Source organism: Paenibacillus sp. FSL M7-0896, assembly GCF_037975415.1.
In the GTDB taxonomy this organism is placed as follows: Bacteria; Bacillota; Bacilli; order Paenibacillales; family Paenibacillaceae; genus Paenibacillus_AQ; species Paenibacillus_AQ silagei.
Map to the genome: position 1 here is coordinate 3,289,647 of NZ_CP150250.1, position 23,014 is coordinate 3,312,660.

At 54.1% G+C, this 23,014-nt stretch carries 17 protein-coding genes; all 17 read left to right on the top strand.

What is annotated here, in order from left to right; all coding sequences use genetic code 11:
- Window positions 1–33 precede the first annotated feature (33 nt).
- On the top strand, window positions 34–2,355 hold the full coding sequence (locus MKY12_RS13985) for a universal stress protein (RefSeq protein WP_339314143.1): 2,322 nt from the start codon (window positions 34–36) through the stop codon (window positions 2,353–2,355).
- 235 nt (window positions 2,356–2,590) lie between these two features.
- Window positions 2,591–3,091, top strand: coding sequence for a hypothetical protein (locus MKY12_RS13990; RefSeq protein WP_339314144.1), 501 nt, complete (start codon window positions 2,591–2,593; stop codon window positions 3,089–3,091).
- Between the two features lie 585 nt (window positions 3,092–3,676).
- Entirely contained in the window at window positions 3,677–4,162 is a 486-nt protein-coding gene (locus tag MKY12_RS13995) for a nitroreductase family protein (RefSeq protein ID WP_339314145.1), read from the top strand.
- 44 nt (window positions 4,163–4,206) lie between these two features.
- Window positions 4,207–5,952, top strand: a complete 1,746-nt coding sequence (locus MKY12_RS14000; protein WP_339314146.1) for an ABC transporter ATP-binding protein — start codon at window positions 4,207–4,209, stop codon at window positions 5,950–5,952.
- Window positions 5,936–7,777 (top strand): ABC transporter ATP-binding protein, encoded by a 1,842-nt coding sequence (locus tag MKY12_RS14005; RefSeq protein WP_339314147.1) that lies wholly within the window; start codon window positions 5,936–5,938, stop codon window positions 7,775–7,777. Before MKY12_RS14000 ends, MKY12_RS14005 begins: the two co-directional genes overlap by 17 nt.
- Window positions 7,778–8,611: 834 nt before the next feature.
- Window positions 8,612–9,292: a response regulator transcription factor gene (locus MKY12_RS14010; protein ID WP_339314148.1), complete on the top strand. Its 681-nt coding sequence runs from the start codon at window positions 8,612–8,614 to the stop codon at window positions 9,290–9,292.
- Window positions 9,289–11,043 carry a HAMP domain-containing sensor histidine kinase gene (locus tag MKY12_RS14015; protein WP_339314149.1) on the top strand — a complete coding sequence of 585 codons (1,755 nt, stop codon included), beginning with the start codon at window positions 9,289–9,291 and terminating at the stop codon, window positions 11,041–11,043. The genes MKY12_RS14010 and MKY12_RS14015 overlap by 4 nt, the downstream gene beginning before the upstream one ends.
- Before the next feature lie 39 nt (window positions 11,044–11,082).
- On the top strand, window positions 11,083–11,607 hold the full coding sequence (gene pssA, locus MKY12_RS14020) for a CDP-diacylglycerol--serine O-phosphatidyltransferase (RefSeq protein ID WP_036728490.1): 525 nt from the start codon (window positions 11,083–11,085) through the stop codon (window positions 11,605–11,607).
- Window positions 11,608–11,613: 6 nt separating this feature from the next.
- Window positions 11,614–12,108: a DedA family protein gene (locus tag MKY12_RS14025; protein WP_036728489.1), complete on the top strand. Its 495-nt coding sequence runs from the start codon at window positions 11,614–11,616 to the stop codon at window positions 12,106–12,108.
- Window positions 12,109–12,233: 125 nt separating this feature from the next.
- On the top strand, window positions 12,234–15,350 hold the full coding sequence (locus tag MKY12_RS14030; RefSeq protein ID WP_339314150.1) for a GNAT family N-acetyltransferase: 3,117 nt from the start codon (window positions 12,234–12,236) through the stop codon (window positions 15,348–15,350).
- Between the two features lie 20 nt (window positions 15,351–15,370).
- Complete coding sequence (locus MKY12_RS14035) at window positions 15,371–16,243, top strand: TatD family hydrolase (protein ID WP_339314151.1); 873 nt, start codon at window positions 15,371–15,373, stop codon at window positions 16,241–16,243.
- A gap of 518 nt (window positions 16,244–16,761) precedes the next feature.
- Window positions 16,762–17,889 (top strand): FAD-dependent oxidoreductase, encoded by a 1,128-nt coding sequence (locus MKY12_RS14040; RefSeq protein WP_339314152.1) that lies wholly within the window; start codon window positions 16,762–16,764, stop codon window positions 17,887–17,889.
- Between the two features lie 161 nt (window positions 17,890–18,050).
- Window positions 18,051–19,649: an ABC transporter substrate-binding protein gene (locus tag MKY12_RS14045; RefSeq protein WP_339314153.1), complete on the top strand. Its 1,599-nt coding sequence runs from the start codon at window positions 18,051–18,053 to the stop codon at window positions 19,647–19,649.
- Window positions 19,646–20,635, top strand: a complete 990-nt coding sequence (locus MKY12_RS14050) for an ABC transporter permease (protein ID WP_339314154.1) — start codon at window positions 19,646–19,648, stop codon at window positions 20,633–20,635. Before MKY12_RS14045 ends, MKY12_RS14050 begins: the two co-directional genes overlap by 4 nt.
- A complete protein-coding gene (locus MKY12_RS14055; RefSeq protein ID WP_155991610.1) occupies window positions 20,632–21,501 on the top strand; it encodes an ABC transporter permease in 870 nt (289 codons plus the stop codon). Before MKY12_RS14050 ends, MKY12_RS14055 begins: the two co-directional genes overlap by 4 nt.
- Window positions 21,498–22,262, top strand: a complete 765-nt coding sequence (locus MKY12_RS14060) for an ABC transporter ATP-binding protein (RefSeq protein ID WP_339314155.1) — start codon at window positions 21,498–21,500, stop codon at window positions 22,260–22,262. Before MKY12_RS14055 ends, MKY12_RS14060 begins: the two co-directional genes overlap by 4 nt.
- Complete coding sequence (locus tag MKY12_RS14065; RefSeq protein ID WP_209870602.1) at window positions 22,253–23,005, top strand: ATP-binding cassette domain-containing protein; 753 nt, start codon at window positions 22,253–22,255, stop codon at window positions 23,003–23,005. Before MKY12_RS14060 ends, MKY12_RS14065 begins: the two co-directional genes overlap by 10 nt.
- Window positions 23,006–23,014: the final 9 nt, after the last annotated feature.

Genomic DNA, 23,014 nt, shown 5'->3' on the forward strand with positions numbered 1-23,014 from the left:
TGTGAGTTGTGAGAATAGAAAGAAGGTGAGTCCGTGGCGCCCTATAAACGCAAGTCTCCTGAGGAGATTCTATATTCTATCTATCAGCTCCAGCGGGGGCGGCTGAAGATCATCATCGGCTCGGTCAGCGGCTCCGGCAAAACCTATCATATGCTGGAGGAAGGCAAGCTGCTGAAGCAACAGGGAATCGATGTGGTGATCAGTGCGGTCTCCACAATGGGCCGGGCGGAGACGGTCCAGCAGCTTGGCGATCTGGAGCGCGTGCCCAGCATTCACTGGCTGAAGGACGGCAAGGAGGAGAAGGATCTGCCGCTTGAGGCGCTGGTGGAGCGCAATCCTGAGGTGCTGCTGGTCGATGGTCTGGCCCACCGCAACCGTCCGGAGGCACGCTTCCCGACCAGGCTTGCGGACATCCGTTATCTGATGGATCAGGGAATCAGCGTAATCACGACTATTAATGTCTATGAGCTGGCGGGTGTGGGCGAGCAGATCTATGAAATGACCGGCATCCGTGCGGAGTGCACCGTGCCGCTCAATACACTGGAGCTCGCCGATGAGGTTAGGCTGATCGATGTGTCGCCGGAGACGATTCTCAAGCGACTGGAGGAGGGGGTGCTTGGAGAAGGTGCGCATCCGGCCCTATCCCTCAGGGGTAACCTTGGCGTTCTCCGTGAGGTGTCGCTGCGGCTGATGGCCGAAGGGGTCAATGATTCCCTGGAAAAGCATCGCGAGGCCGAAGGACTGATCGGCCCTTCGGGTGCAACAGAGCGGATTCTGGTATCCGCGCAGTATCATTGGAACGGTTCCCTCTATATTAGAAGGGGACAGCAGATTGCCAAACGGCTGAACGGAGACCTGCTAATCGTTACGTTCCTCCTGCGCGGACGTCCCCTGACCAAGGATCAGCAGGTATTCAAGCGCTCCATACGCAAGCTGACCGAAAGGATTCAGGCCCGGTTCGAGGAGCTGGAGCTGCTGCGCCTGCGGATGCTGCCTTCCATGCTTGTGCGCTATGCCATTCAGAACAATGTCACCCGAATTGTGATGGGGCATTCACAGAAAAGCCGCTGGCAGGAGAAGTGGCAAGGCTCCATTGCCAGCCGTGTCCTGCGGAGGACGCGGAATATTGATGTGTTCCTGATGGCTGACCGTGCCGAGCAGGAGGGAGAACGGGTTCTGCCGGTCCGTCCCGCCGTGAAGATGGCGGCAGAACCGTTCCACCGGCTGACCGGCCGGGAGCTGGAGCGGCGGATCGAGGATATCCGCCGGGGCACCTTCAAGGTGTACATCGGCGCAGCCCCCGGCGTAGGCAAAACCTACAAAATGCTCCAGGAAGGCAATCTGCTGCTGGGCAGGGGCATCGATGTGGTTATCGGACTGCTGGAGACCCATGGGAGAGAGGAAACCGGCAAGCAGGTGGGCAAGTTAACGATGATTCCGAGAGCGCGGATTGCCTACCAGTCCACTGAGCTTACGGAGATGGATACAGCGGCCATTATCGCCCGCCGTCCCGAGGTGGTGCTGGTGGATGAGCTGGCCCACACCAATGTCCCCGGCAGCCTCACCAAGAAGCGGTATGAGGATGTGATCAAGCTGCTGGAGAACGGGATCTCTGTCATTACCACGGTTAATGTACAGCATCTGGAGAGCCTGAACGATGCGGTGGAGCAGCTAACCGGTGTGCGTGTGCGCGAGACAGTGCCGGATGCCATCCTGCGGATGGCGAGTGAGGTGGAGCTGATTGATGTGACTCCGCAGATGCTGCAGCAGCGGATGCGGGAAGGGAAGATCTATGCGCAGGAGAAGGTTAATCAGGCACTGGAGTCTTTTTTCAAAATCGGCAATCTGATCGCGCTGCGTGAATTGGCCCTGCGCGAGATTGCCGATGATGTGGATGAGCGGCTGGAGGCCTGGGAGCGTGAGCCTGCCTTGCGCGGACCCTGGAGCAGACGGGAGGTTATCTTCGTCTGTGTAGACACAGGACCGCAGGCTGAACGGCTGGTCCGCCGCGGCTTCCGCATTGCACACCGCCTGAAGGCAGAGTGGCATGTTCACTACGTGCACTGTGCCCGCATGAAGACGGCGGAGGAGCAGAAACGTCTGGATACGTTGAAGGCTCTGACTGAACGGCTGGGCGGGGTAATGGACATTACGGAGGCGGGAAGCCGCAAGCATCTCTACAAGCATCTGCTCCAGCGGATGAATGACATGCAGACTACGCAAGTGATTATCGGTCAGTCCCGCAGACCCTTCCTGCGCAGCCTGTTCTCCACGAGCTTCGTTCAATATCTGCTGCGGCATGCCCGGCATATGGATATGCTGATCGTAGCCGTTCATACGCAGATAATGGAATGAACCTGTCTGCATACGGCCCTACGGCACTGTGCGGGTAATGTACAATTTACACGGGTTTTTTCAGTAATTGACATCCTTGGCACCATTGGCAATTGCGCTAGTAGAGTCCCCGCTGCTAACCTAATGAACAGATGTTCATTTAACAAGCCCACAGAATATTGCGTTTGGCTTCCAGATAAACGGCGGGACGCGTGAGGAAGACGGGCGCGTAATCGTTATTAGCGGTGGCGTCAAGATGGTACTGGGCAGTCTGGAGGGTGAGGTTCCGTTCAAGCCGGAGCTTGCAGAAGCCTTCCATAAGACGGAGTATAAGCTGGATTATTCGCAGGATATTAACGCCTGGCTCTTGAGTCACATTGTTTTAATTATCCCGGTGATGTCGGTCATTTATCTCTATGATTTTAATTTGGCAAAAGTAAGCAAAGACTCTGCACGCTGGAAACAGGCGGTTGCTGTAATGGATGAAGGGTTCCGCGTGCTCTCCACGCTGGGCTTACCCGTTAACCCCGCCTCCCTGGTTAACGGGGCGAAGAAGCACCCGGCACTGCTCGCCCAAGGGTTGAGACTGGTCCAAAAGCTGCCCTTCCTGAAGCTGATCGATGGCTCATTCAGCGAGATTGCAGCGCTCTATCAAGCCTTTGAACCTCTGATGCAGCAAGCCCATCTGTCTACACCGGTCTGGGATGATTTCAAGCAGCAGACGATGAGAAAATATGCGCGCTGGAGCAAGGCCTAGGATGAACGAGTGCACGGAGTACAGATGAACATATGAACAGATCAACTCCTCCAAAAGAACAGCTCAGGAAGCTCCGCTAAGGCGGAGTTTGCTGGGCTGTTTTTGCTAATTAAGTAAATCACTATGATTTTCTTATGTGTATGCTAAAAACCACATACAATGTGCAGGTACGAGGGCGCCCGGGCCCAATGTATGCTAAAAACCACACACAATATGCTGGTACGAGGGAGCCGGGCCCAATGTATGCTAAAAACCACACACGCATTATGCTGGTACGAGGGCGCCCGGGCCCAATGTATGCTAAAAACCACACACAATATGCTGGTACGAGGGAGCCCGGGCCCAATGTATGCCGAAAACCACATACAATTTGTCGGCCTGAAGTTGTGTGAGCATGCTGCTGCCCAAAATGAGCAATTGAGTGACAACCAATGCAGCAACATTTCCCATGAATTCGCCGGATACCGCCATTAGCAACATATACATAATATTCCAATTTACTTATAAAGTCTTGTAATTTAATGTGTTAAAGAGATATGCTTATTACCATGTGGATACAAATACAACAGAAGGAGTGGACTACCTATGACTATCATCGATACTATTCAAACGAGAAGAACGATCAAAGCCTTCCGGCCGGACCCGATTAAGGAGGAGGAGCTGAATACTTGGCTGGAGGCTGCCAGCTATGCTCCGAACCACCGGATGAATGAGCCGTGGGAGCTGTTGTTCATTGGGCCGCAGACCCGTGCAGCGCTGAACCATAAGACTGATTTTGGCGGTGCTCCATTGCTGATTGGAGTCTTATCCAAATCTGCCGCTACCACAATGGAACGTGAAGAGAACATCATGGCTGTGTCCTGTTATATCCAGAATTTCATGCTGGCGGCCCACGCGGCAGGAGCAGGCGTGTTCTGGTCGTCACTCGGCGGTACAGCCAAGGGCCGCGAGGTGCTAGGTGTTCCTCAAGAACAGGATGTTATTGCGGTGCTTGCCGTAGGGTATCCTTCGGAAGTGCCTGCTGTCAAACAGAGAACACCAATGACTGATAAAATCACATATTTACCCTAAACGGACGAACGGATGCGACGACTGATGAGATGAAGGTGAACTGAATGTGGAAGCTCAGGGGCTTCATGAAGCCGTACGCCCTCTGGAGCGTGCTTGCCCCGCTGTTAATGGTAGTTGAAGTAGTGATGGACCTGCTGCAGCCTGCACTTATGGCCAGCATTGTGGATAAAGGCCTGATGAAGAATGATTTATCGCATATCCTTTCAACAGGCGGAATGATGATTGGAATCGCTATCATCGGGATGACTGGGGGTGTGGGCTGTGCGATATGTGCAAGTATCGCCTCACAGAATTTCGGGAATGATCTGCGAATCAAGCTGTTTGAGCATATCCAGACCTTCTCGAACCGCAATCTGGATCGGCTGAAGACCGGCTCGCTGATCACCCGGCTGACGAACGATGTCGTGCAGCTCCAGACCTTCGTGCAGATGATTCTGCGGAGCTTCGTGCGGTCACCGCTGCTGCTGATCGGCAGTCTGGTCATGGCGGTCCGGATCAGCCCGTCCTTGGCGCTAATCCTGCTGGCTGCGGTTCCGCTGCTGTTCATCCTGCTGTTTGTGCTGATCCGGCTTTCTTTTCCGTTATTTGCCCGGATGCAGGAGAAGCTGGATGGGGTGAGCAATGTACTGCAGGAGAATCTCACCGGCATTCGTGTAATCAAAGCCTTCGTCCGTGGAGACCATGAGCAGAAGCGCTTCGATACCGCAAATACCGGCTATACGGATACCGGAATCCAGGCGATCCGTCTGATGGCGCTGAATATGCCGCTTATGATGCTGATTCTGAATGCCAGCATTATTGCCGTGCTCTGGTTCGGGGGCCTACAGAACTGGAACGGCGCGCTGCCCGTTGGTGAACTAATTGCCTTCATTAACTATGTTACTCAATTGCTCATGTCGATGATGATGCTGAGCACGATGCTTGCCTTCGTATCACGGGCTAAGGTGTCGGGGGACCGTGTGAATGAAGTTTTCGCCGCCACAAGTGAAATTACCGAAGCGCCTGCGGCGGACCAAGCAGCCATTACGCTCGGACGGATTGAGTTCAGCAAGGTCTCCTTCGCCTATAACCGCGGGGATGAAAATCTTGTGCTGGAGGACATCAGCTTTGCAGCCAGCCCCGGGGAGACGATCGCTATTCTGGGGGCTACCGGAGCAGGGAAGTCTACCCTGGTTAGTCTGATTCCAAGATTCTATGAGGTCTTGTCCGGTGCCGTTTTGATCGACGGAACAGACATCCGGGAGATTAGCCTGAAGCATCTGCGGAGCCGGATCGGCTTCGTAATGCAGCAGTCCCTGCTGTTCAGCGGCAGTATCAGGGATAATATCCGTTACGGACGGCCGGAAGCAACAGATGAAGAAGTGGAGCAGGCGGCTGTGGCCGCAGAAGCACATGGATTCATTACAGCTATGCCGCAAGGCTACGACACGCAGCTCGGACAACGCGGGGTGAACCTGTCAGGCGGACAAAAGCAGCGTCTGTCCATTGCACGCGCGCTGTTAATTAAGCCGGCCATTCTGATCCTGGATGACAGCACCAGCGCTCTGGATGCGGTTACCGAAGCAAGCATCCGCCTGCTGCTGAAGACGGAGCTTCAGGACTCTACTGTCGTTATGATTGCCCAGCGGGTGTCTTCCATTATAGATGCCGACCGGATTCTGATTCTGGAGAACGGCCGGATCGCCGCACAGGGTACGCATACCGAGCTGATGGCAGGCAGCGAGATCTACCGGGACATCCGTCACTCCCAGCTGAAGGAAGAGGAGGAGCCCTATGTCCAGTCAACGTAAAAGGGAGCAGGCTCCCGGCGGACCTGGAGTGTTAGGCGGCGGGCCTCCCGGCCGTGTTGGCGTAACACCCAAGGTACGTCCGAAGAATAGCAAGGCAACGATCCTCCGCATCTGGTCCTATCTGAACCGTCAGCGGACAGGGCTGATTATGGTCTACGTATTCACGATTCTGAATGCTGTTCTTGCCCTGATCGGCCCCTACCTGTTAGGAAAAGCCATTGATACCGCGATCCTCCCGCAGGATTATAGTCTGCTGGTCCGGTTCTGTCTCCTTCTGGGTGGCATTTATCTGCTGGGCAGCGCCGTCTCGTGGGTCCAGGCTTATGTGATGACCTCCGTCTCCCAGCGCACGGTGTACGAGCTGCGGCGGGACCTGTTCGCCAAATACCAGGAGCTGCCGGTCAGCTTCTTCGATACCCATGCTAACGGTGAGCTGATGAGCCGTGCAACCAATGACATTGACAACGTCTCCAACTCCCTGAATCAGAGTGTAACCCAGCTGCTGAACAGTCTGATTACACTTAGCGGCTCTCTGGTCATTATGCTGATGCTGAATGTGCCGTTGACTGGAGTTGCTCTGGTAACCATTCCGCTGGTCGTGCTGGCGAGCCGCAAGATTACCGGCTTAAGCCGGATCTACTTCAAGGATCAGCAGCAGCATCTGGGTGAGCTGAACGGCTTCATTGAAGAAGCGGTCAGCGGCCAGAAGGTGATTAAGCAATACCGCAGAGAACAGGCGGAGGTCACCAGATTCCGCGGAATAAGCGGGGAGCTTAACCAAGCTAGCATTAAGGCGCAGATCGTATCCGGCCTGGTAGGACCAGTAATGAACCTGATTAACAATCTGAACTTCGCGCTGATTGCCGGAATTGGCGGCTGGATGGCTTATCATGAGCTGGTTACCGTGGGGGTCATCGTCAGTATGCTGAATTATGCCAAGCAGTTTGGCCGGCCCATCTCCGACCTTGCGAACCAGTATAACCTGATCCAATCGGCAATCGCCGGAGCGGAGCGCGTATTTGAAGTGATGGATATGCCATCCGAGTACAGCGGGGAGCAGCGGCAGGAGCTGGAGCGGATACGCGGGGAAGTTATGTTCCGGGATGTAGTGTTCGGCTATAAGCCATGCGTGCCTATTCTGAACGGTGTAAGCTTCACCGCACAGCCAGGCGAGACGATCGCCCTGGTCGGGCCGACCGGAGCGGGGAAGACGACCATTGTCAACCTGCTGACGCGCTTCTATGAAGTGAGCGGCGGTGCGGTGCTGATCGACGGCAGGGATATCCGGGAGCTGGGTAAAAACGGGCTGCGCCGCCAGCTCGGCATGGTGCTGCAGGACGCCCATGTCTTCTCGGGAACCATCCGCGAGAATATCCGGTTCGGCCGACTGGAGGCCACAGACCGTGAGGTGGAAGAGGCCGCGAATCTCGCCAACGTCAGCGGCTTCATTGCGCGGATGCCGCAGGGGTACGATACGCTGCTGGGCACGGACGGGACCACCTTGAGCCACGGCCAGCGCCAGCTATTGACCATTGCCCGCGCCATCCTGGCCGATCCGGCCATCCTCATTCTGGATGAGGCAACGAGCAGTGTGGATACCCGGACAGAGATGCATATTCAGCAGGCTATGCGGACACTGATGAAGGGCCGCACCAGCTTCGTGATCGCCCACCGGCTCAGCACTATTCAGGATGCTGACCGGATTCTGGTCATCCAAGGCGGACAGATCGCCGAGCAAGGTAACCACAGACAGCTCCTTGCGCTGCAAGGGATATATGCCGAGCTGTATAACAGCCAGTTCAAGCAAGCCTTTGAAGCCGGGTAACCAAGGCGGCGAATGCCGAATATTGTATCTTAAAGTTATAATTACAGGAAAACAGCGATCCTCCGTTTATAAGAGAATTGCTGTTTTTCGTTTTTTGCTTCAGCCGCTATTGAATTTGTGACCGTTCATGGTATCGCTTTATTTCGAATGTTCATATTATTGGTTACAAAGTGCAACAATGCACCTTATCCAGCTCCGCACAGATGGAATTCCTGCACAGAATACAACAATGCGCATGATCCAGCACCGCGCTGATGGAATTCCTGCACTAATTACAACAATCTGCGCTCCTCAGCTATGAATCTACCCGAATTCCTGCAATAAATACAACAATGTGCATGATCTGAGCTCAAACGAACGGAGTTCCTGCAAAAAGTACAACATTTATATTCAGTGAAGTGTTCAGTAGGCGTTCAGTGGGGCGTTCATTGAGGCGTTCAGTGCGGCTATTTCTTTTTCAGATTTGTGTTGCATGAGAACACTAATCTCTTTCAGTATGTTTTAAGTGCACTCGCACCTTACACTCAAACAGCGGAGCGGGCGGAACGATTGTGGAAAAGCGAAGCGTTCGCCTTTGTGTCCGGATTTTCACCGCTAAGGGGAATGAAAAAAATCTGGACACAACAGCGATTGTAACAACGTTCCGTTTGCGCAGCGTTCATCCGTGCTAAGACGTATATCATACTCGAAACCAAGGGCCTTCCATGTAACTCCAACATGCTTTTCAGAACACACTTTCCACTTAATTATCAGCCAATTTCACAACAGGACACATAAAGGACATAACACTCGACTATGCTGAGAGGTATAAACGGGTTGAAAGCAGGGAGTACATTGAAGAAAAAGTTACTGCTTGTCGAAGACGAGCTGCGTATCCGTGAGCTGGTGTCGGATTACTTCATACAGGACGGCTGGGAGGTTCGCGAAGCCGATAATGGGCAGGACGCGCTCCTGTGGTTCGATTCGCTTGAGCCGGATCTGCTGATTCTGGATATTATGATGCCCAAAATGGACGGATTTCAGGTATGCCGGGAGATCCGCAAGAAATCGGCGACCCCGATTATTCTGCTGACCGCCAAATCCGCCGATGACGACAAAATACACGGCTTCGAGCTGGGCGCCGATGATTATGTAACCAAGCCGTTCAGTCCCAAGGTGCTGGTGGCCCGGGCTGCCGCGTTGATGAAACGGGTTGAAGGCGCACATCAGCCAGAATCCGGGGTAGTGAGATTCGGCTCGGCCATCTTCAACACCATGGCGCACCGTCTAGAGGTGGAAGGCGCCGATGTCGAGCTAACCCCGAAGGAATATGATCTCCTGCGGCTGCTGATCCGCAACAAGGGCCATGTGGTCTCGCGGGATACCATCCTCAGCCGGGTGTGGGGAATTGAATTCGAGGGGGACTCCCGGGTCGTGGACAGCCATATCAAGAAACTGCGCAGCAAGCTGGGGTATGAATCCCGCCACATCCGAACAGTGATTGGAACCGGCTACAGATTCGAGGATGAAGAATGAAAAGATGGGGAATTACCTTCAAACTGTTCGTGATGACCGTGATCTTCTTCGTCTGTTTCTACGGGATGGTAATCCTCAGCCAGTTCCTGCTGTTCGACCGCTTCTACCAGACGCAGAAGGAGTCCCGTGTAGAGAAGCATCTTAAGAGCTTCGGGACAAGCTACACCAAAGAAGCCTGGGGCAGAACCCGCACTTCCCGCGAGCTGGTCCGGTTCATGCTGCGCAATAAGACACAGATGGTCATTCTGAAGCTGGACGGCCGGATGAAGTCGGAAGATCCGTTCCGCATGAAGCTGATTGACGATAAAGGCCAGACTCAGGTGATCCCCATGTCCTTGTTCATGAATCAGTTCGGGGATATGCTCCGGTCGGCCCATTTGAAAGAGAATGACCGGGTTACCATCCAGGGAGAGCTTGTCACTGGGGAGAATGACCTCGGCAATCAGTTTTTCCCGCTCACGATTATCAAACAGGGGTTCCAGCCGGTAGGCGAGGAGGCGGAGCTGGGCAACACAAGCATTACCGGGACGATTACCGAGCTGGTCCTGCCGGATCTGAAAATATGGAACCCGCGCCAGGGCATCCTTTTCGAGGCCATCGAGGACTGGTTCCCGTTAAATACGGGGCAGCTGGAGAGCCTGGGCAAGCTGAATATGGTCAAGGAAGAGTGGACGGCTCCCTGGAGCGGTATCCGCAATTCCGTGATGATTCTGCCCGTGAAGCAGGCCAGCGGGGAGATTGAGCTGTTGTTCTCAGTGACCTCGCTGCAGGATGTTAAGGATTCCAATGAAGCGCTGCGCTGGTTCTTTTTATACTTAGGGCTTGGCGGGTTCGTGCTGATTCTGGTCCTCTCGCTGTTCTATTCCAAGATGGTGACCCGGCCCTTGATCAAGCTCAATAATACGGCCAAACGAATGGTAGCGCTCGATTTCACCGGCCATGCCTCCATCCGCCAGAAGGATGAGCTGGGCAATCTGTCCAGAAGCATGTTCACCTTGTCCCAAAGTCTGGACACTGCACTGGGCGAGCTGCGGGAGACGAATCAGCAGCTGGTGGAGGAGATGGAGCAGAAGAAGAAGCTGGAGCAGATGCAGCAGGACTTTTTTGCCAGTGCCTCCCATGAGCTGAAGACGCCGCTTAGCATTATCAAGGGCTTCGCCGAGGGGCTGGAGGATGGGGTGAGCGCCGGCAAGCAGGATCATTACATCAAGGTCATTATCGAAGAGGCCGACAAGATGGAGTTCCTGGTAAAAGATATGCTGGACCTTGCCCGGCTGGAGTCCGGCACGATCAAGCTGCGCAAAAGCTCCTTCATGCTGAGCGAAATGACGGAGAAGGTGACCGATAAACTGGTGCATTCCCTTCAAAATAAGCAGCTGGATGTGGTCATTATTCCGGCGAATGAATTGCCCGTATATGCGGATGCTACATGGATTGAACAGGTGCTCAGCAATCTGCTGACCAACGCGATCCGTCATGCTGAAGAGGGCAGTACGATAACCGTCACCTTGGAGAGTTCACCCAAGAAGCTGCTGTTCACCATACACAACAAAGGGGAGCGAATCCCCGAGGATCAGCTGGCGCATATCTGGGAGCGCTTCTACCGGATCGAGGCTTCACGCAGCCGTCTGACGGGCGGGACCGGACTCGGATTATCCATTGCTAAGCAGATTTTAGATATGCATGGCTGCAGGTATGCAGTGATGAACACCTCGGACGGCGTCTGTTTTAGTGTAACCTTTGGAGGCTGAGCCGCCCATTACTAACTTGTCAGGAAAGGAGTGAACAGCATGAAATGGAGCTGGCTGCCTTCAATGTGCACACTGGGAAACCTGGGCTTCGGATCAATTTCCCTGCTATTCACGATTGAAGAACGTTATGATCTTGCTTTATTAATGATACTGCTGGCTGCGATATGCGATGTTATGGACGGACTGCTCGCCCGGATGCTGCATTGCACCAGTGATTTCGGCAAACAACTGGACTCTTTGGCGGATATTATTTCTTTTGGCATCGCTCCCGTCTTTCTTATTCTGTTATACCGGCTGGAGAACGTGCAGTGGGTCGGACCTGTCGCTGCGGTCGCATTCCTGATCTGCGGGGCGCTGCGGCTGGCCAGATTCAATATCTCGGCTCCTTCCAAGGGCTTCGTGGGCATGCCGATTACGGCAGCCGGATTGCTTCTGTCGATGACCACACTTATAGGTGAGCGGCTGAAGCCGGAAATGGTCATTTTAATTATGGGACTGTTGTCTATACTGATGATAAGCAGGGTTCCGTTCCCTTCGTTCAAAAAATTCGGTAACAGGAAGTGATTGTTCATGCCATGGGTCATCGAGATGATCTCACAATACGGTTATATAGCTATATTCGCGCTGCTGGCGCTGGGGCTTGTCGGACTTCCCGTTCCCGATGAGCTGCTGACGCTGTTCGTTGGCTATCTATCCTCTACCATGGTGCTGGATTTTTCACTTTCGGTTCTGGTCTGTTTCATAGGTTCGATTACAGGCATGCTGATCAGCTATACCATCGGTCTCAGAGTGGGGCAGCCTGTCGTGGACCGGTACGGGAAATGGGTAGGCCTGACGCCCAAAAGGTTCGCCTATGTCAAACGCTGGTTTTTCCGGTTCGGCAACTGGACGATATTCATCGCTTATTTTGTTCCGGGCATCCGGCATGTGACAAGCTACATCTCCGGCATCAGTGCCATGTCCTTCCGAAAATACTTAATGGTCACCCTGGCTGGTGCCTTTATCTGGTCACTCCTGTTTGTCTCGATCGGTTATCTGATCGGTTCGAGGCTAACCTTTGCTTGAGTTAAGTAATAATCTTTTATAATCAAACAGGAACTTACAGCGGCTTAACGTTCTGTTATATACTGCAAGTAGTATTTATTGCTATGAAGCTAGGAATTATAGCGATCCGAGGAGGTATGACTGTAATGCCCGAATTACAAGAGATCGAGATTGAAGAATATGTGCCGGCTAAGCATGCCGCTTCCATTGCCGAGATGTGGAACAGAAGCGCAGAGAGCTGGGGGGGAGACGGAGCGTACCGGACAGAGGAAAGTGTGCTGCGGGAACACGAGAACAGCCCCATGCTCAAGTTGTTCCTGGCGGTAAGCGGCTCAGAGGTCATCGGATATTGCAGCTTCTCTCACTATAAAGAGGATACCGGGGCGCTCTATATCGCTCTGCTCAACGTGAGACCGGATTACCATGGACGCAAGGTGGGCAAGGCGCTGGTAAGGCGTTCGATCGAAGAGACGATTAAGCTGGGCTGGCCGCGGCTGGATCTCTATACGTGGCCCGGTAATGTCAAGGCGGTGCCTACGTATAAGAAAAGCGGGTTCTTCTGGGAGAACCGGGATGACACGACTCACCTGATGAACTTCATTCCCTCGGTGCTTCAGACCGGAGCGGTGAAATCTTATTTCGAGAAGATAGACTGGTATAACGACAGCATCCGTAAGATCAAGGTGGAGCCTGATGGTCATGGGGAAAACGGCTTCGACTATTTTACATATGAATGGCTGAAGGATGGCCTGTCGCTGAAAATGGAATATGAGCGGACAGGCCGCGGCCTGCGCCTCATTGAGACGGAGGATTACCGGATACAGGTAACGATTCCTGCGCAGCATGAGCTGCCGTTTGGAGCTGAATACCCTGTCATTTATGAAGCCGTTAATAAAAGCGGGAAGCCCTTGTCGCTCCAGATTAGCGGTAAAAGCAATGCGCAAATCCGCTTGGAGCTGGAGGCTGCTCAGGATATCGAATCCGAGGCGCGGATCGAAGGCCGCTTCTTCATCCATCCGGTGAAGGAGGAGCAGGATCTCTATCAGACCCATCCTGTGGTGGAGGCAGAACTGCTCATTAACGGCCTGCCTGCCGTATTCAAGCTGGGCATCAAGCCAAAGTTCCCGGTCAAGGTGAAGCTCCAGGTACCGGACAGAACGCTTTTCGCGGGCGAAGAGGTGGAGCTGGATGTGACAGTGGAGAATGAGTACAGCACAGACACCGTGTTCAGCTTCGAGCTGCCGGAGGACGAGATTCTGTCGTTCAGTCAAAAGCAGTACACCGTTGAGGTTCCTGCCAAGAGCCGGAGAACCGTCACCGCAGCAGCCCGGCTGCTCGGATACGGCATTTGGCACCATACGGTGAGCATCCGCAGTGCAGAAGAAGGAGCGGCCGCCATCCTGGAACAGGAGCTCAGCCTGGTCTTCACCGGAGCAGAGACGGTCTTCGGCGGCCCGACCGATAAGGACTGGATCATCAGCAATGGCCGCTATTCCGCCGTTCTGAACAAAACGAACCATTGGCTTACTTTTTTTGAGAACCGTAAATACCTCATGAACCTGCCTTATCCGAAGCTTGGACTGCCTTATACGAATGAATTCAATAAATTCTCAGCGCTGGATGTGAAGATCTCCAGGGATCAAGAGGCTATCGTGCTTGAGGCCACTTATGAGGTCGGCATCCGGAAGGGCTTGCTGCTGACGATGGTCGTGAAGCTGTTCGGCAACGGGATTGTCTCCCGTTATTTCAGAATCGACAACCCGCAGGCTACCGAACAAGTGGATGAGCTGGTCTTGAAGGACTGCTTCCGCTTCAACCTGCATGGAGGCGTCATCCCTTACCGCGGCAAATATATAGATCTGAGCGCAGGGGCAGAAGCCTCCGGCATGGATTACTGGGAAGCGCAGGATTTCACGGAGAACTGGATGTTCGCTGCGGATGAAGGCTTCTCCAGAGGGATTAGCTGGCCGTCAGAGCTTAAGCTGATTCAGGACTCTTGGATGCATGCCGTGGAGCATTCCCTGGGGCGGATTCCCGCCGGCGGGCGGAAGGAAACGCAGCCGCTGCGGATCGCTCTGGGAACCTGGGACCATTGGCAGGATTTCCGTGCTTATGCGCTGCAAAGCGGTAACAGGAATGCTGAGGAACTGACCACTACAGAGCAGCTGGAGCTGAGCCTGAATAACGGGAATCCGTTCATGGCTGGAGAGGCTAAGCTTCTCCTTCAGGAGCAGAAGAAGAGCTATCTGGTGGGTGAGATTCGGATCTCTTCCGAAGCAGGCAGCATGGAGGAAGCGCGGTTAACGGTTCAAGAGGAAGAGAAGCTCAGAGAAGCGGCTCTGCCGCTGACAGTACCGGCAGGCGCTGCCCCGGATGTGCTGACCCTGCATCTGGATATGGACAGTTATGTGCAGGATCAATCCTTCCTGGTCTTGCCTGTCGCGGATGAACGTGTCCGGCAGGAGAGACTTGTAGCAGAAGGGGCGCAGGTACTGGCTGTAGACAACGGGATACTGCGGATACAGGCCAGCCCTGACTTTGCACCGGGGTTATTCTCGCTTGCCTATCAGGGCGAGGAATGGCTGGAATCTTCTTTTCCGCAGCCGATTGCAAAGTCTTGGTGGAATCCATGGGTAGGCGGAATCGTAACCAGTGTGGGCGACATTGCCTTGCGCAGCTTCATGGAGGAGCCGTTAACGGCTGATTTCGCTGAATTAACCGATAACAAGGGGAACCGCTGGTCTGGTATACGGATGAGCGTCACCATTCAGAAGAATGATAAATACAAAGGACTCGTACTGCATCAATATTACATGCTGCTGCCGGGCGTTCCGGTGCTTGCCTCTACGGTACATGTGGAGCAGAATACAGGCGGCCCGCTATGCCCATTGAAGCTTGAGACTTCAACCTTCTATACTGCTGCCTCCGGCATACAGGATGGCAGGGCGTATCTTAAGAACAGCAGAGGTCAAGAGCTCACCTACAAGTCAGGCCGGGGACAGGCAGAGGATGCCAGCCATAGCGGGATTCTGCAAGTGGGTTCCAAGGAACGCCAGCAGCGTCTGTCATTAGTTACATCATTTAAGCATCCGTCACCTTCCTTGTTAGTCAATTCCGTCGCGTTGACGTCTTATGCGGAAGAGTACCTGCATCTGCAGGATGGCAAAGAGCAGTTCAGCAAGCCGCAATTCTATCTGATCTCGGATCTCCAGGTACCTGAGCAGGCTTATGGCGATCTGCTGTCGATCCGGTTCAAGAAGTGAGTCAGAGAAAGGAAGCTTCTATGAAAATCATTGACGCACATGTGCATTATTCCAATATTGCAGCTTTCCACGAAACGGCGCAGACCTTGGCGCATATCGACTATACCGGCAAGGGACTCCAGGAGGAGTTCCGCCGCAGCGGTGTCATTGCCGGGGTCGGCATGGGAGTGACCGAGACGGTTGCCGGAGCTTTTCCCGATTCCGCTGCCCTGAATCCTATGCTGCTTGACCTGAGCGAGACACTGCCGGACAATCTGTTCACCTGCGTAGGTATTAACCCGCTCACCCTTCATCTGGAGGGGCAGCTTGAAGCACTGGAGCAATCGCTGCAGCGCTCCGATGTTGTTGGCATCAAGCTGTACGCCGGGTATTACCACTTCAATGTGGGGGATGAGATCTACGATCCGGTCTATAAGCTGGCTGCCGCTTACGGCCTCCCGGTGGTCATTCATGGCGGATTGACTTATGCGGACCAGGGATTGCTGAAGTATTCCCATCCGCTGTCCATGGAGGAGACCTTCCTGAAGCACCGGGAGATTACCTTCATGCTCTGCCACCTGGGCGATCCTTGGGTGATGGACACCGCAGCCCTGCTGGAGAAGAACCCTAACCTGTACACAGATCTATCCGGCTGGATTGTCGGCGATCAGGCCAAGGTGGACCGGCTGCTGACCGAGCAGACCTATACCGATCATTTCCGCCGGGCGCTGGTGTTCGCCGAGAAATACGACCGGCTGGTCTTCGGCACCGACTGGCCGCTGGTCCCGCTGGACGCTTATATTACCTTCGTGAAGCACCTGGTGCCGGAAGCTTATCATGAGGATGTCTTTTATAATAATTCACTCCGCGTGTTCCCTAAGCTTGCGGAGCGGATCAGAGAACTGAATCTATAATGAGATGGGCTGCAGACTTCCCCCGGAATGGTATTCCGGGGGTTTTTAGTCTGTTGTTCGGGTAAGCGGAGCGGGTTACTACTTCTGATGGACGACCTGTGGTAAGCTGAGAGTAGTACAGCATCAGCTTTAACACTGTAATAATGAACCTCAGGGTGTTAAAGTCTGAGCATGAACGAGCTGATATTGGGGTGGACGGAGGAAGAATCCATTCTGTTCGTAGCGAACCATAAGCGATTAGTGTATTCTGTGCAACTAAAAACAGGGAAACGGAAGGCTTTCCTCTTCTAAGTGTAGTTTGTACAACTATATTTGCCGGGATGGGCGAAAATCCAGGTAAAGGAGCATTTTAATTGCACGAAATACATCTAAACGGAGATTTGGCGGCGTATCAGACAATTTAGTTGTATTAATTGCATTTAAGCCTACCCTTTGCGTCCTAATCGGGCACGCAATTAGTTAAAGTAATTCTCACACGTTTAAATCTGATAATATACACATCCAGAAAGGAGTTACAGATGAAGAAAGTCATCGTGATCGGAGCAGGGATTCTCGGAGCCTCGGCAGCTTACCAGTTAGCAGTGATGGGCGCAGAGGTGCTGATTATAGACCGTCAAGACCCTGGGCAAGCTACGGATGCAGCGGCAGGCATTATCTGTCCCTGGCTGTCGCAGCGGCGCAATCAGGCCTGGTACCGGCTGGCGAAGGCGGGGGCGCGGTTCTATCCTGAGCTGATTAGCCAGCTTAAGGAAGGCGGCGAAGCGCATACCGGTTATGCCAGGGTTGGAGCGCTTAGTATACATACGGATGAGAGCAAGCTCGACAGAATAGAAGAACGGGCACGGATGCGGCTGGCAGATGCCCCGGAGATCGGAGTCATCACGCGGCTTAGCGCAGGGCAGACCCGTGAACGCTTCCCGCTGCTGGCTGAAGGATATGCCTCGGTTCATATTAGTGGAGCTGCCCGAGTGGATGGCCGCGCCTTGCGGGACGCTCTGCTTCATTCTGCGCAGCAGCAGGGGGCGGTCATGATAAGCGGTGACGCTGCGCTTGCCTTTGAACCGGGCCGGGTCACCGGAGTCAACGCAGGAGGACACTATTATCCGGCGGATGAAGTTATTATCTGTGCAGGCGCATGGGCGAACCCGCTGCTCATGCCGCTGGGCATTGACTTCAAGGTGAGCTACCAGAAGGGGCAGATCATGCATTTGCAGGTATCTGACCAACAAGATACGGAAGTCTGGCCGGTGGTGATCCCGCCAAGCGATCAATATCTGCTCGCTTTTGCCCGGCAGCAGATTGTTATCGGAGCTACTCATGAGAATGACGTAGAAGGATATAATACCAGAGTGACCGCCGGCGGGATGCAGGAGATTCTGGCTAAGGGGCTGGAAGTAGCGCCTGGACTGGCGGACGGTACTTATAGTGAAGTGAGGGTCGGCTTCCGTCCGTTCACTCCGGGATTTCTGCCGGTCATAGGGGCTGTCCCCGGGTGGAGCGGAGTCCTTGCGGCCAATGGTCTGGGAGCCTCAGGACTTACGATGGGGCCGTATATCGGTTATCAGCTGGCGAAGCTGGCACTCGGCAGAGAGCCAGATCTGGAGCTGGACGATTATAGCCTTCAGAGAGCCATAACGGGCGGATGATTGCGAATACATTTCCTTCATTGGAACATTATGATTCAATTCGGCTTGCCGGATAAATTTTTGTTTGACAGAAGTGAAGGTCTGATCCATAATACAATCCATACTAAACATATATGATTTATAGGAAGGGTGGATCACACGTGATTAATTTAAAAGCTTCTATGAGAAAAACAGCAGGGCTGGGCACACTTGCGGTATTGTTTGTATCGCTGCTTGCCGGCTGCTCCGGGTCTGCCAATCCTGCAGATTCCAGTAATGGGGCTAAGGCCAGTACGGCTCCAGCGGCAACGGAAAGTGCAAGCACTGCAGAGCCTGCAACTGGAGGCACCTTCGTGTATGGCCGCCCGGCTTCCGTAACGTCGTTTGATCTGCATAACCAGATTACATCGAATAACGCATTCGCGATTGATAAAGTGTTTGAGTCACTGGTTGCTTTTGACAGCAAGGGTGAAATTACGGATCAGCTGGCAGCCTCACATACAATTAGCGAAGACGGCTTAACTTATACGTTCGTACTCCGTGACGGCCTGAAGTTCTCGAACGGTACGCCGGTGACCGCAGAGGATGCGGTATTCTCCCTCCAGCGGCATCTGAAGGTTGGCGGTCCCCTGGCCATCTCGGCCAAGGTAGATACGGTGAAGGCACAGGATGAGAAGACACTCGTAATCACGCTAAAAGAACCCTACACCCCATTCATCTCGGAGTTGTCGAACTTCTCGAATGGGATCATCCCGAATAACTTCGGCGGAGTGAGCGAAGAGGAATTCTTCAAGAAGCCGGTAGGGACCGGGCCATTCGTGATCGAGACATGGGACCCGGCAGGTGATGTGACCTTCACCAAGAATACTAACTACTGGAAGGAAGGTAAGCCTTATATCGACAAGCTCGTCTATAAGCTGATCCAGGACGACAGTCAGGCCATTAACCAGCTTAAAGCGGGGGCAGTGAATGCAGTTGAAGCCCTGTCACTACAGAATGCGGGCGAGATCAAGGACGGTGCAGACACCACAGTAGTAACGAACGGCAGCTGGGTGACAGAACAGCTCTTTTTCAACACACTGGATAAGCACTTCTCCGATGTGCATGTCCGCCGGGCACTGGCACTGGCGCTTGACCGTGACGGACTGACCAAGGCCTTGACCTTCGGCTATGCACAGACTGCGACTTCGCTGCTGCCAACTACGATTCCTTACAATGCCAATGATAAGATCAAGGCACTGAGCTTCGATCCGGCGGCTGCCAAGGCAGAGCTGGCCAAATCGGCCTTCCCTGACGGATTCACCACCAAGCTGCTGGTTGCTTCCGGCAACAGCACCCGGGCTCAGGAAGCCCAGATTATCCAGGCCGCCGGCCAGGCGATCGGGATCAAGATTGAGATTGAATCGGTGGAGCTGGCTACCTTCCGCGAACGCTTTTTCGCTTATGATTTCGCGGCGATGCTGAACAGCGGTCAGGCGGATTCCCCGGAAGCGAACTCGATCTTGGCGTTCCAGACCGACCCGGAAGGCTTCAGCAAATCGTACTGGACGCATTACACGAATGAGAAGGTAACCAAGCTGCTGTATGAAGGCCAGAAGACAGCTGATGGTGAAGGACGGGCTACGATCTACACCGAGCTTTTACAGACGCTTGCCGATGAAGTTCCTTACATTCCGCTGTACTATCCGGATATCCTGATCGGCGCGCGGTCTTCTGTAGACGGACTTGTGGTTCTGCCTAACGGCAGCATCCGTCTGGAAGATGTCCGACTAGCTAAATGATGAAATCCAAGCTGACCCTAAGCGGTGCAGCTGGAAACAACGGTTCTTACAAGTGGCTGGCCTTAGCCCTTGTAAGAGCCTTACTTGTTATCCTCTGCGTAATGACGGCGGTCTTTTTCCTGATCCGAATTGTACCCGGCGACCCCGCCAAAATGATTCTCGGTGAATACAGCACACCTGAGGCGCTTAAGAATATGCACCACACACTGGGACTGGATCTCTCCTTATGGGATCAGTTCACCCGGTTCGTGAAGCTGCTGTTCACTCAGGGAGATACCGGAAACTCTATTATTGCCGGCACCTCGACGAGAGAGCTGATTGCAGAGCGTGCTCCGGTCACACTACTGCTGATTGTAATTGCTTCGGTGCTTGCGATAATTGTAGCCCTTCTGCTGGCAACGGTTGCTGCCACCCACAAGGACAAGCTGCTAGACCATCTGATCCGCATTATTCCAGCGGTCACCCTTGGGATGCCGGTCTTCTGGGTTGGGATTCTGTTCATTCTGTTCTTTAGTGTGCGGCTGGGCTGGTTCCCCGTAGGGGGAATCGGCGAGGGATGGTCGGGTACGCTCCATAGTCTGGTGCTTCCGGCGGTCACGATTGCTTTTTCACAGATTCCTACGCTGGTCCGCTCGCTGCGTGCGCAAATGCTGGAGGTGCTGGAATCCGAATTCGTGGTCACTCTCCGTGCAGCTGGAATCCCGTCCAGAGTCATCCTGTTCAAGCATGTGCTGCGCAATTCGGCATTGCCGACCCTGATGTTGCTGGGAGTCAATGTGTCCTACCTGATCGGGGGAACGCTCGTTGTGGAGCAGGTCTTCGGGATCAAGGGCATTGGCAGCCTGCTGTTCACCTCCATCTCAAACAGGGATTTCCCGGTGATTCAGGGGATTGCGCTCTATTGTGCGCTGGCTGTTGTGATTATCAGTCTGCTAATCGAAATTATCTCCGGGTGGCTTGATCCCAGAACGAAGGGGAAATCATGAATACTACACAGATAGATACAACCCTGCCGGACCTCGGGAAGCCCGCAAGCGGACTCCGAAGAGTACTGAACACCCCGTCACTGCTGATCGGAATCATTATGTTCACTATACTTATACTGCTCGCCATATTCATTCCTTATTTAAGTCCGTACAACCCGACGGAGCAGAATCTGAGCGCCTTTCTGCAGCCGCCTTCCGCAGCCCACTGGCTCGGTACCGACCAGCTTGGCCGTGATTTGTTCACCAGATTGATCTATGCCGCCCGGACGGATCTGACGATCATGGTGCTGGCTGAGATTATTCCGTTCTGCACGGGCGTCATGCTGGGCATGATTTCGGGGTACTATGGCAAATGGACCGATAGAATTATAGCGCTGATCACGGACACTTTTATTGCCTTCCCGTTCTATCTGATCGTCATTATCGTGGCCTTCGCCAGCGGGGCAGGGGAGCGCGGAATCTATATTACCTTCATTCTGGTAGGCTGGATTGTATTCGCCCGTGTGGTCAGAGGACTCAGCGCATCCTTCCGGAAGCAGGAATGGATCGCCTCGGCGCAGACGCTAGGTCTGCCCGGACACCGTATCCTTCTGCGCCATCTTCTGCCGAATGTATTGCCGCAAGCCGTTGTCGTGCTGATGACGGATATGATCGGACTCCTGGTAGCCATCGTTACGCTGGGTTATCTGGGAATAGGGATTGCCCCGCCTACGCCGGATTGGGGAACGATGATCGCAGACGGACAGCCCTTCATTACCACAGCCTGGTGGCTGTCGGCGGTTCCCGGCTTCGCAGTCGTGTATACGGGAATTGCGTTGTCTCTCCTGGGAGACGGACTGGCCGATATCTGGAGGAGAAAAGGATGACAACACAACCTGTACTTGAACTCGAAGAATTGACACTCGCGGCCCCGTCTACAGAAATTCTGGTCAACAGCATCAGCTTCTCCCTTGAACACGGCGAAAGCCTGGGACTAGTCGGCGAATCCGGCTCCGGCAAATCGCTGACGCTGCGGGCGATTCTCGGCCTGCTTCCGCGTGGTGTGGAGCAGACCGGGGGAGTGGTCCGCAGCAAGGTAAGCAGTGCCATGGTGTTCCAGGACCCCAGAGGAGCACTGGACCCGCTCTGTCCGGTAGTGAAGCAACTGACGGAGGTTGTCTATTACAGACAGAGAACCAGTCTGAAGGCTGCACGGCGCATCGCCCTGGAGCTGCTTGAGCGGCTGGGTCTTCCAGCGTCGCTGAAGACAAAAGACCGCTACCCGGGGCAGCTCTCCGGCGGCCAGTGCCAGCGTGTGGTCATTGCTCTGGCGCTGGCCTGCAAGCCGGGCATTCTGCTCTGCGATGAGCCGACTACGGCGCTGGATGTGACGGTTCAGCGCCAGATTATAGATACGATTACGAGTCTGCAGCAGGAGCTGGGCTTCGCTATGGTCTTTGTGACCCACAACCTGGCGATTGCCGCCAATCTCTGCTCCAGACTGGTTGTAATGAAGCAAGGCCGGATCATTGAGCAAGGCGAGACGCATAGCCTGCTGCGGCATCCGGCTGAGGCTTATACACAGATGTTAATGGATTCGGTGCTTCCTCTGCCGGAGCTGGAAGGAGGCGGGATCTCATGGAAGTAGCACTGCAGGTACAGGATATAACCGTCCGTTATGGCGGGTTCACCGCACTAGATCAGATCCGGCTGGAGCTTGCGCGGCATACCACACTGGGGCTTGTCGGTGAGTCCGGCTCCGGGAAGTCTACGCTGGCCCGGGTCATTGCCGGACTGATCACTCCTGATGAAGGACAGCTTCTGCTGGGTGCGGAGCCGTTAGGCAAGAAGCGGAGCAAGGCGCAGCATAAACAGATTCAGATGATCTTTCAGAACCCGGATTCTTCGCTGAATCCCAGGCATACTGTCCGGCAGATTCTGGCTGAAGCCTTGCTGTTCCACCGGATTGTAGAGCGGTCGCAGGTTGAGCGCAGAAGTAAGGAGCTGCTTAGCCGGGTGCAGCTGGATGCCAAATCTCTGGACAGATATCCGCATGAATTCTCCGGCGGCCAGCGCCAGCGGATTGCCATTGCCCGCGCGCTTAGCGTGGAGCCTAGTCTGCTGATCGCCGATGAGCCTACCAGCGCACTGGATGTCTCAGTGCAGCGCAGCGTGCTGGAGCTATTCCATACGCTGCAAGCCGAGCTTAATCTGACGATGCTGTTCATCTCCCATGATCTGGGAGTCATTCATGCCGTCAGCGATACCGTCGCTGTGATGCGCCAGGGGCAGCTGGTCGAGGTGAATTCGAAGGATGAATTCTTCGTCCGGCCCCAGCATGAATACAGCCGGGAGCTATTGTCTGCGGTGCCCAAGATGCCGCAATATTGAACATTCATA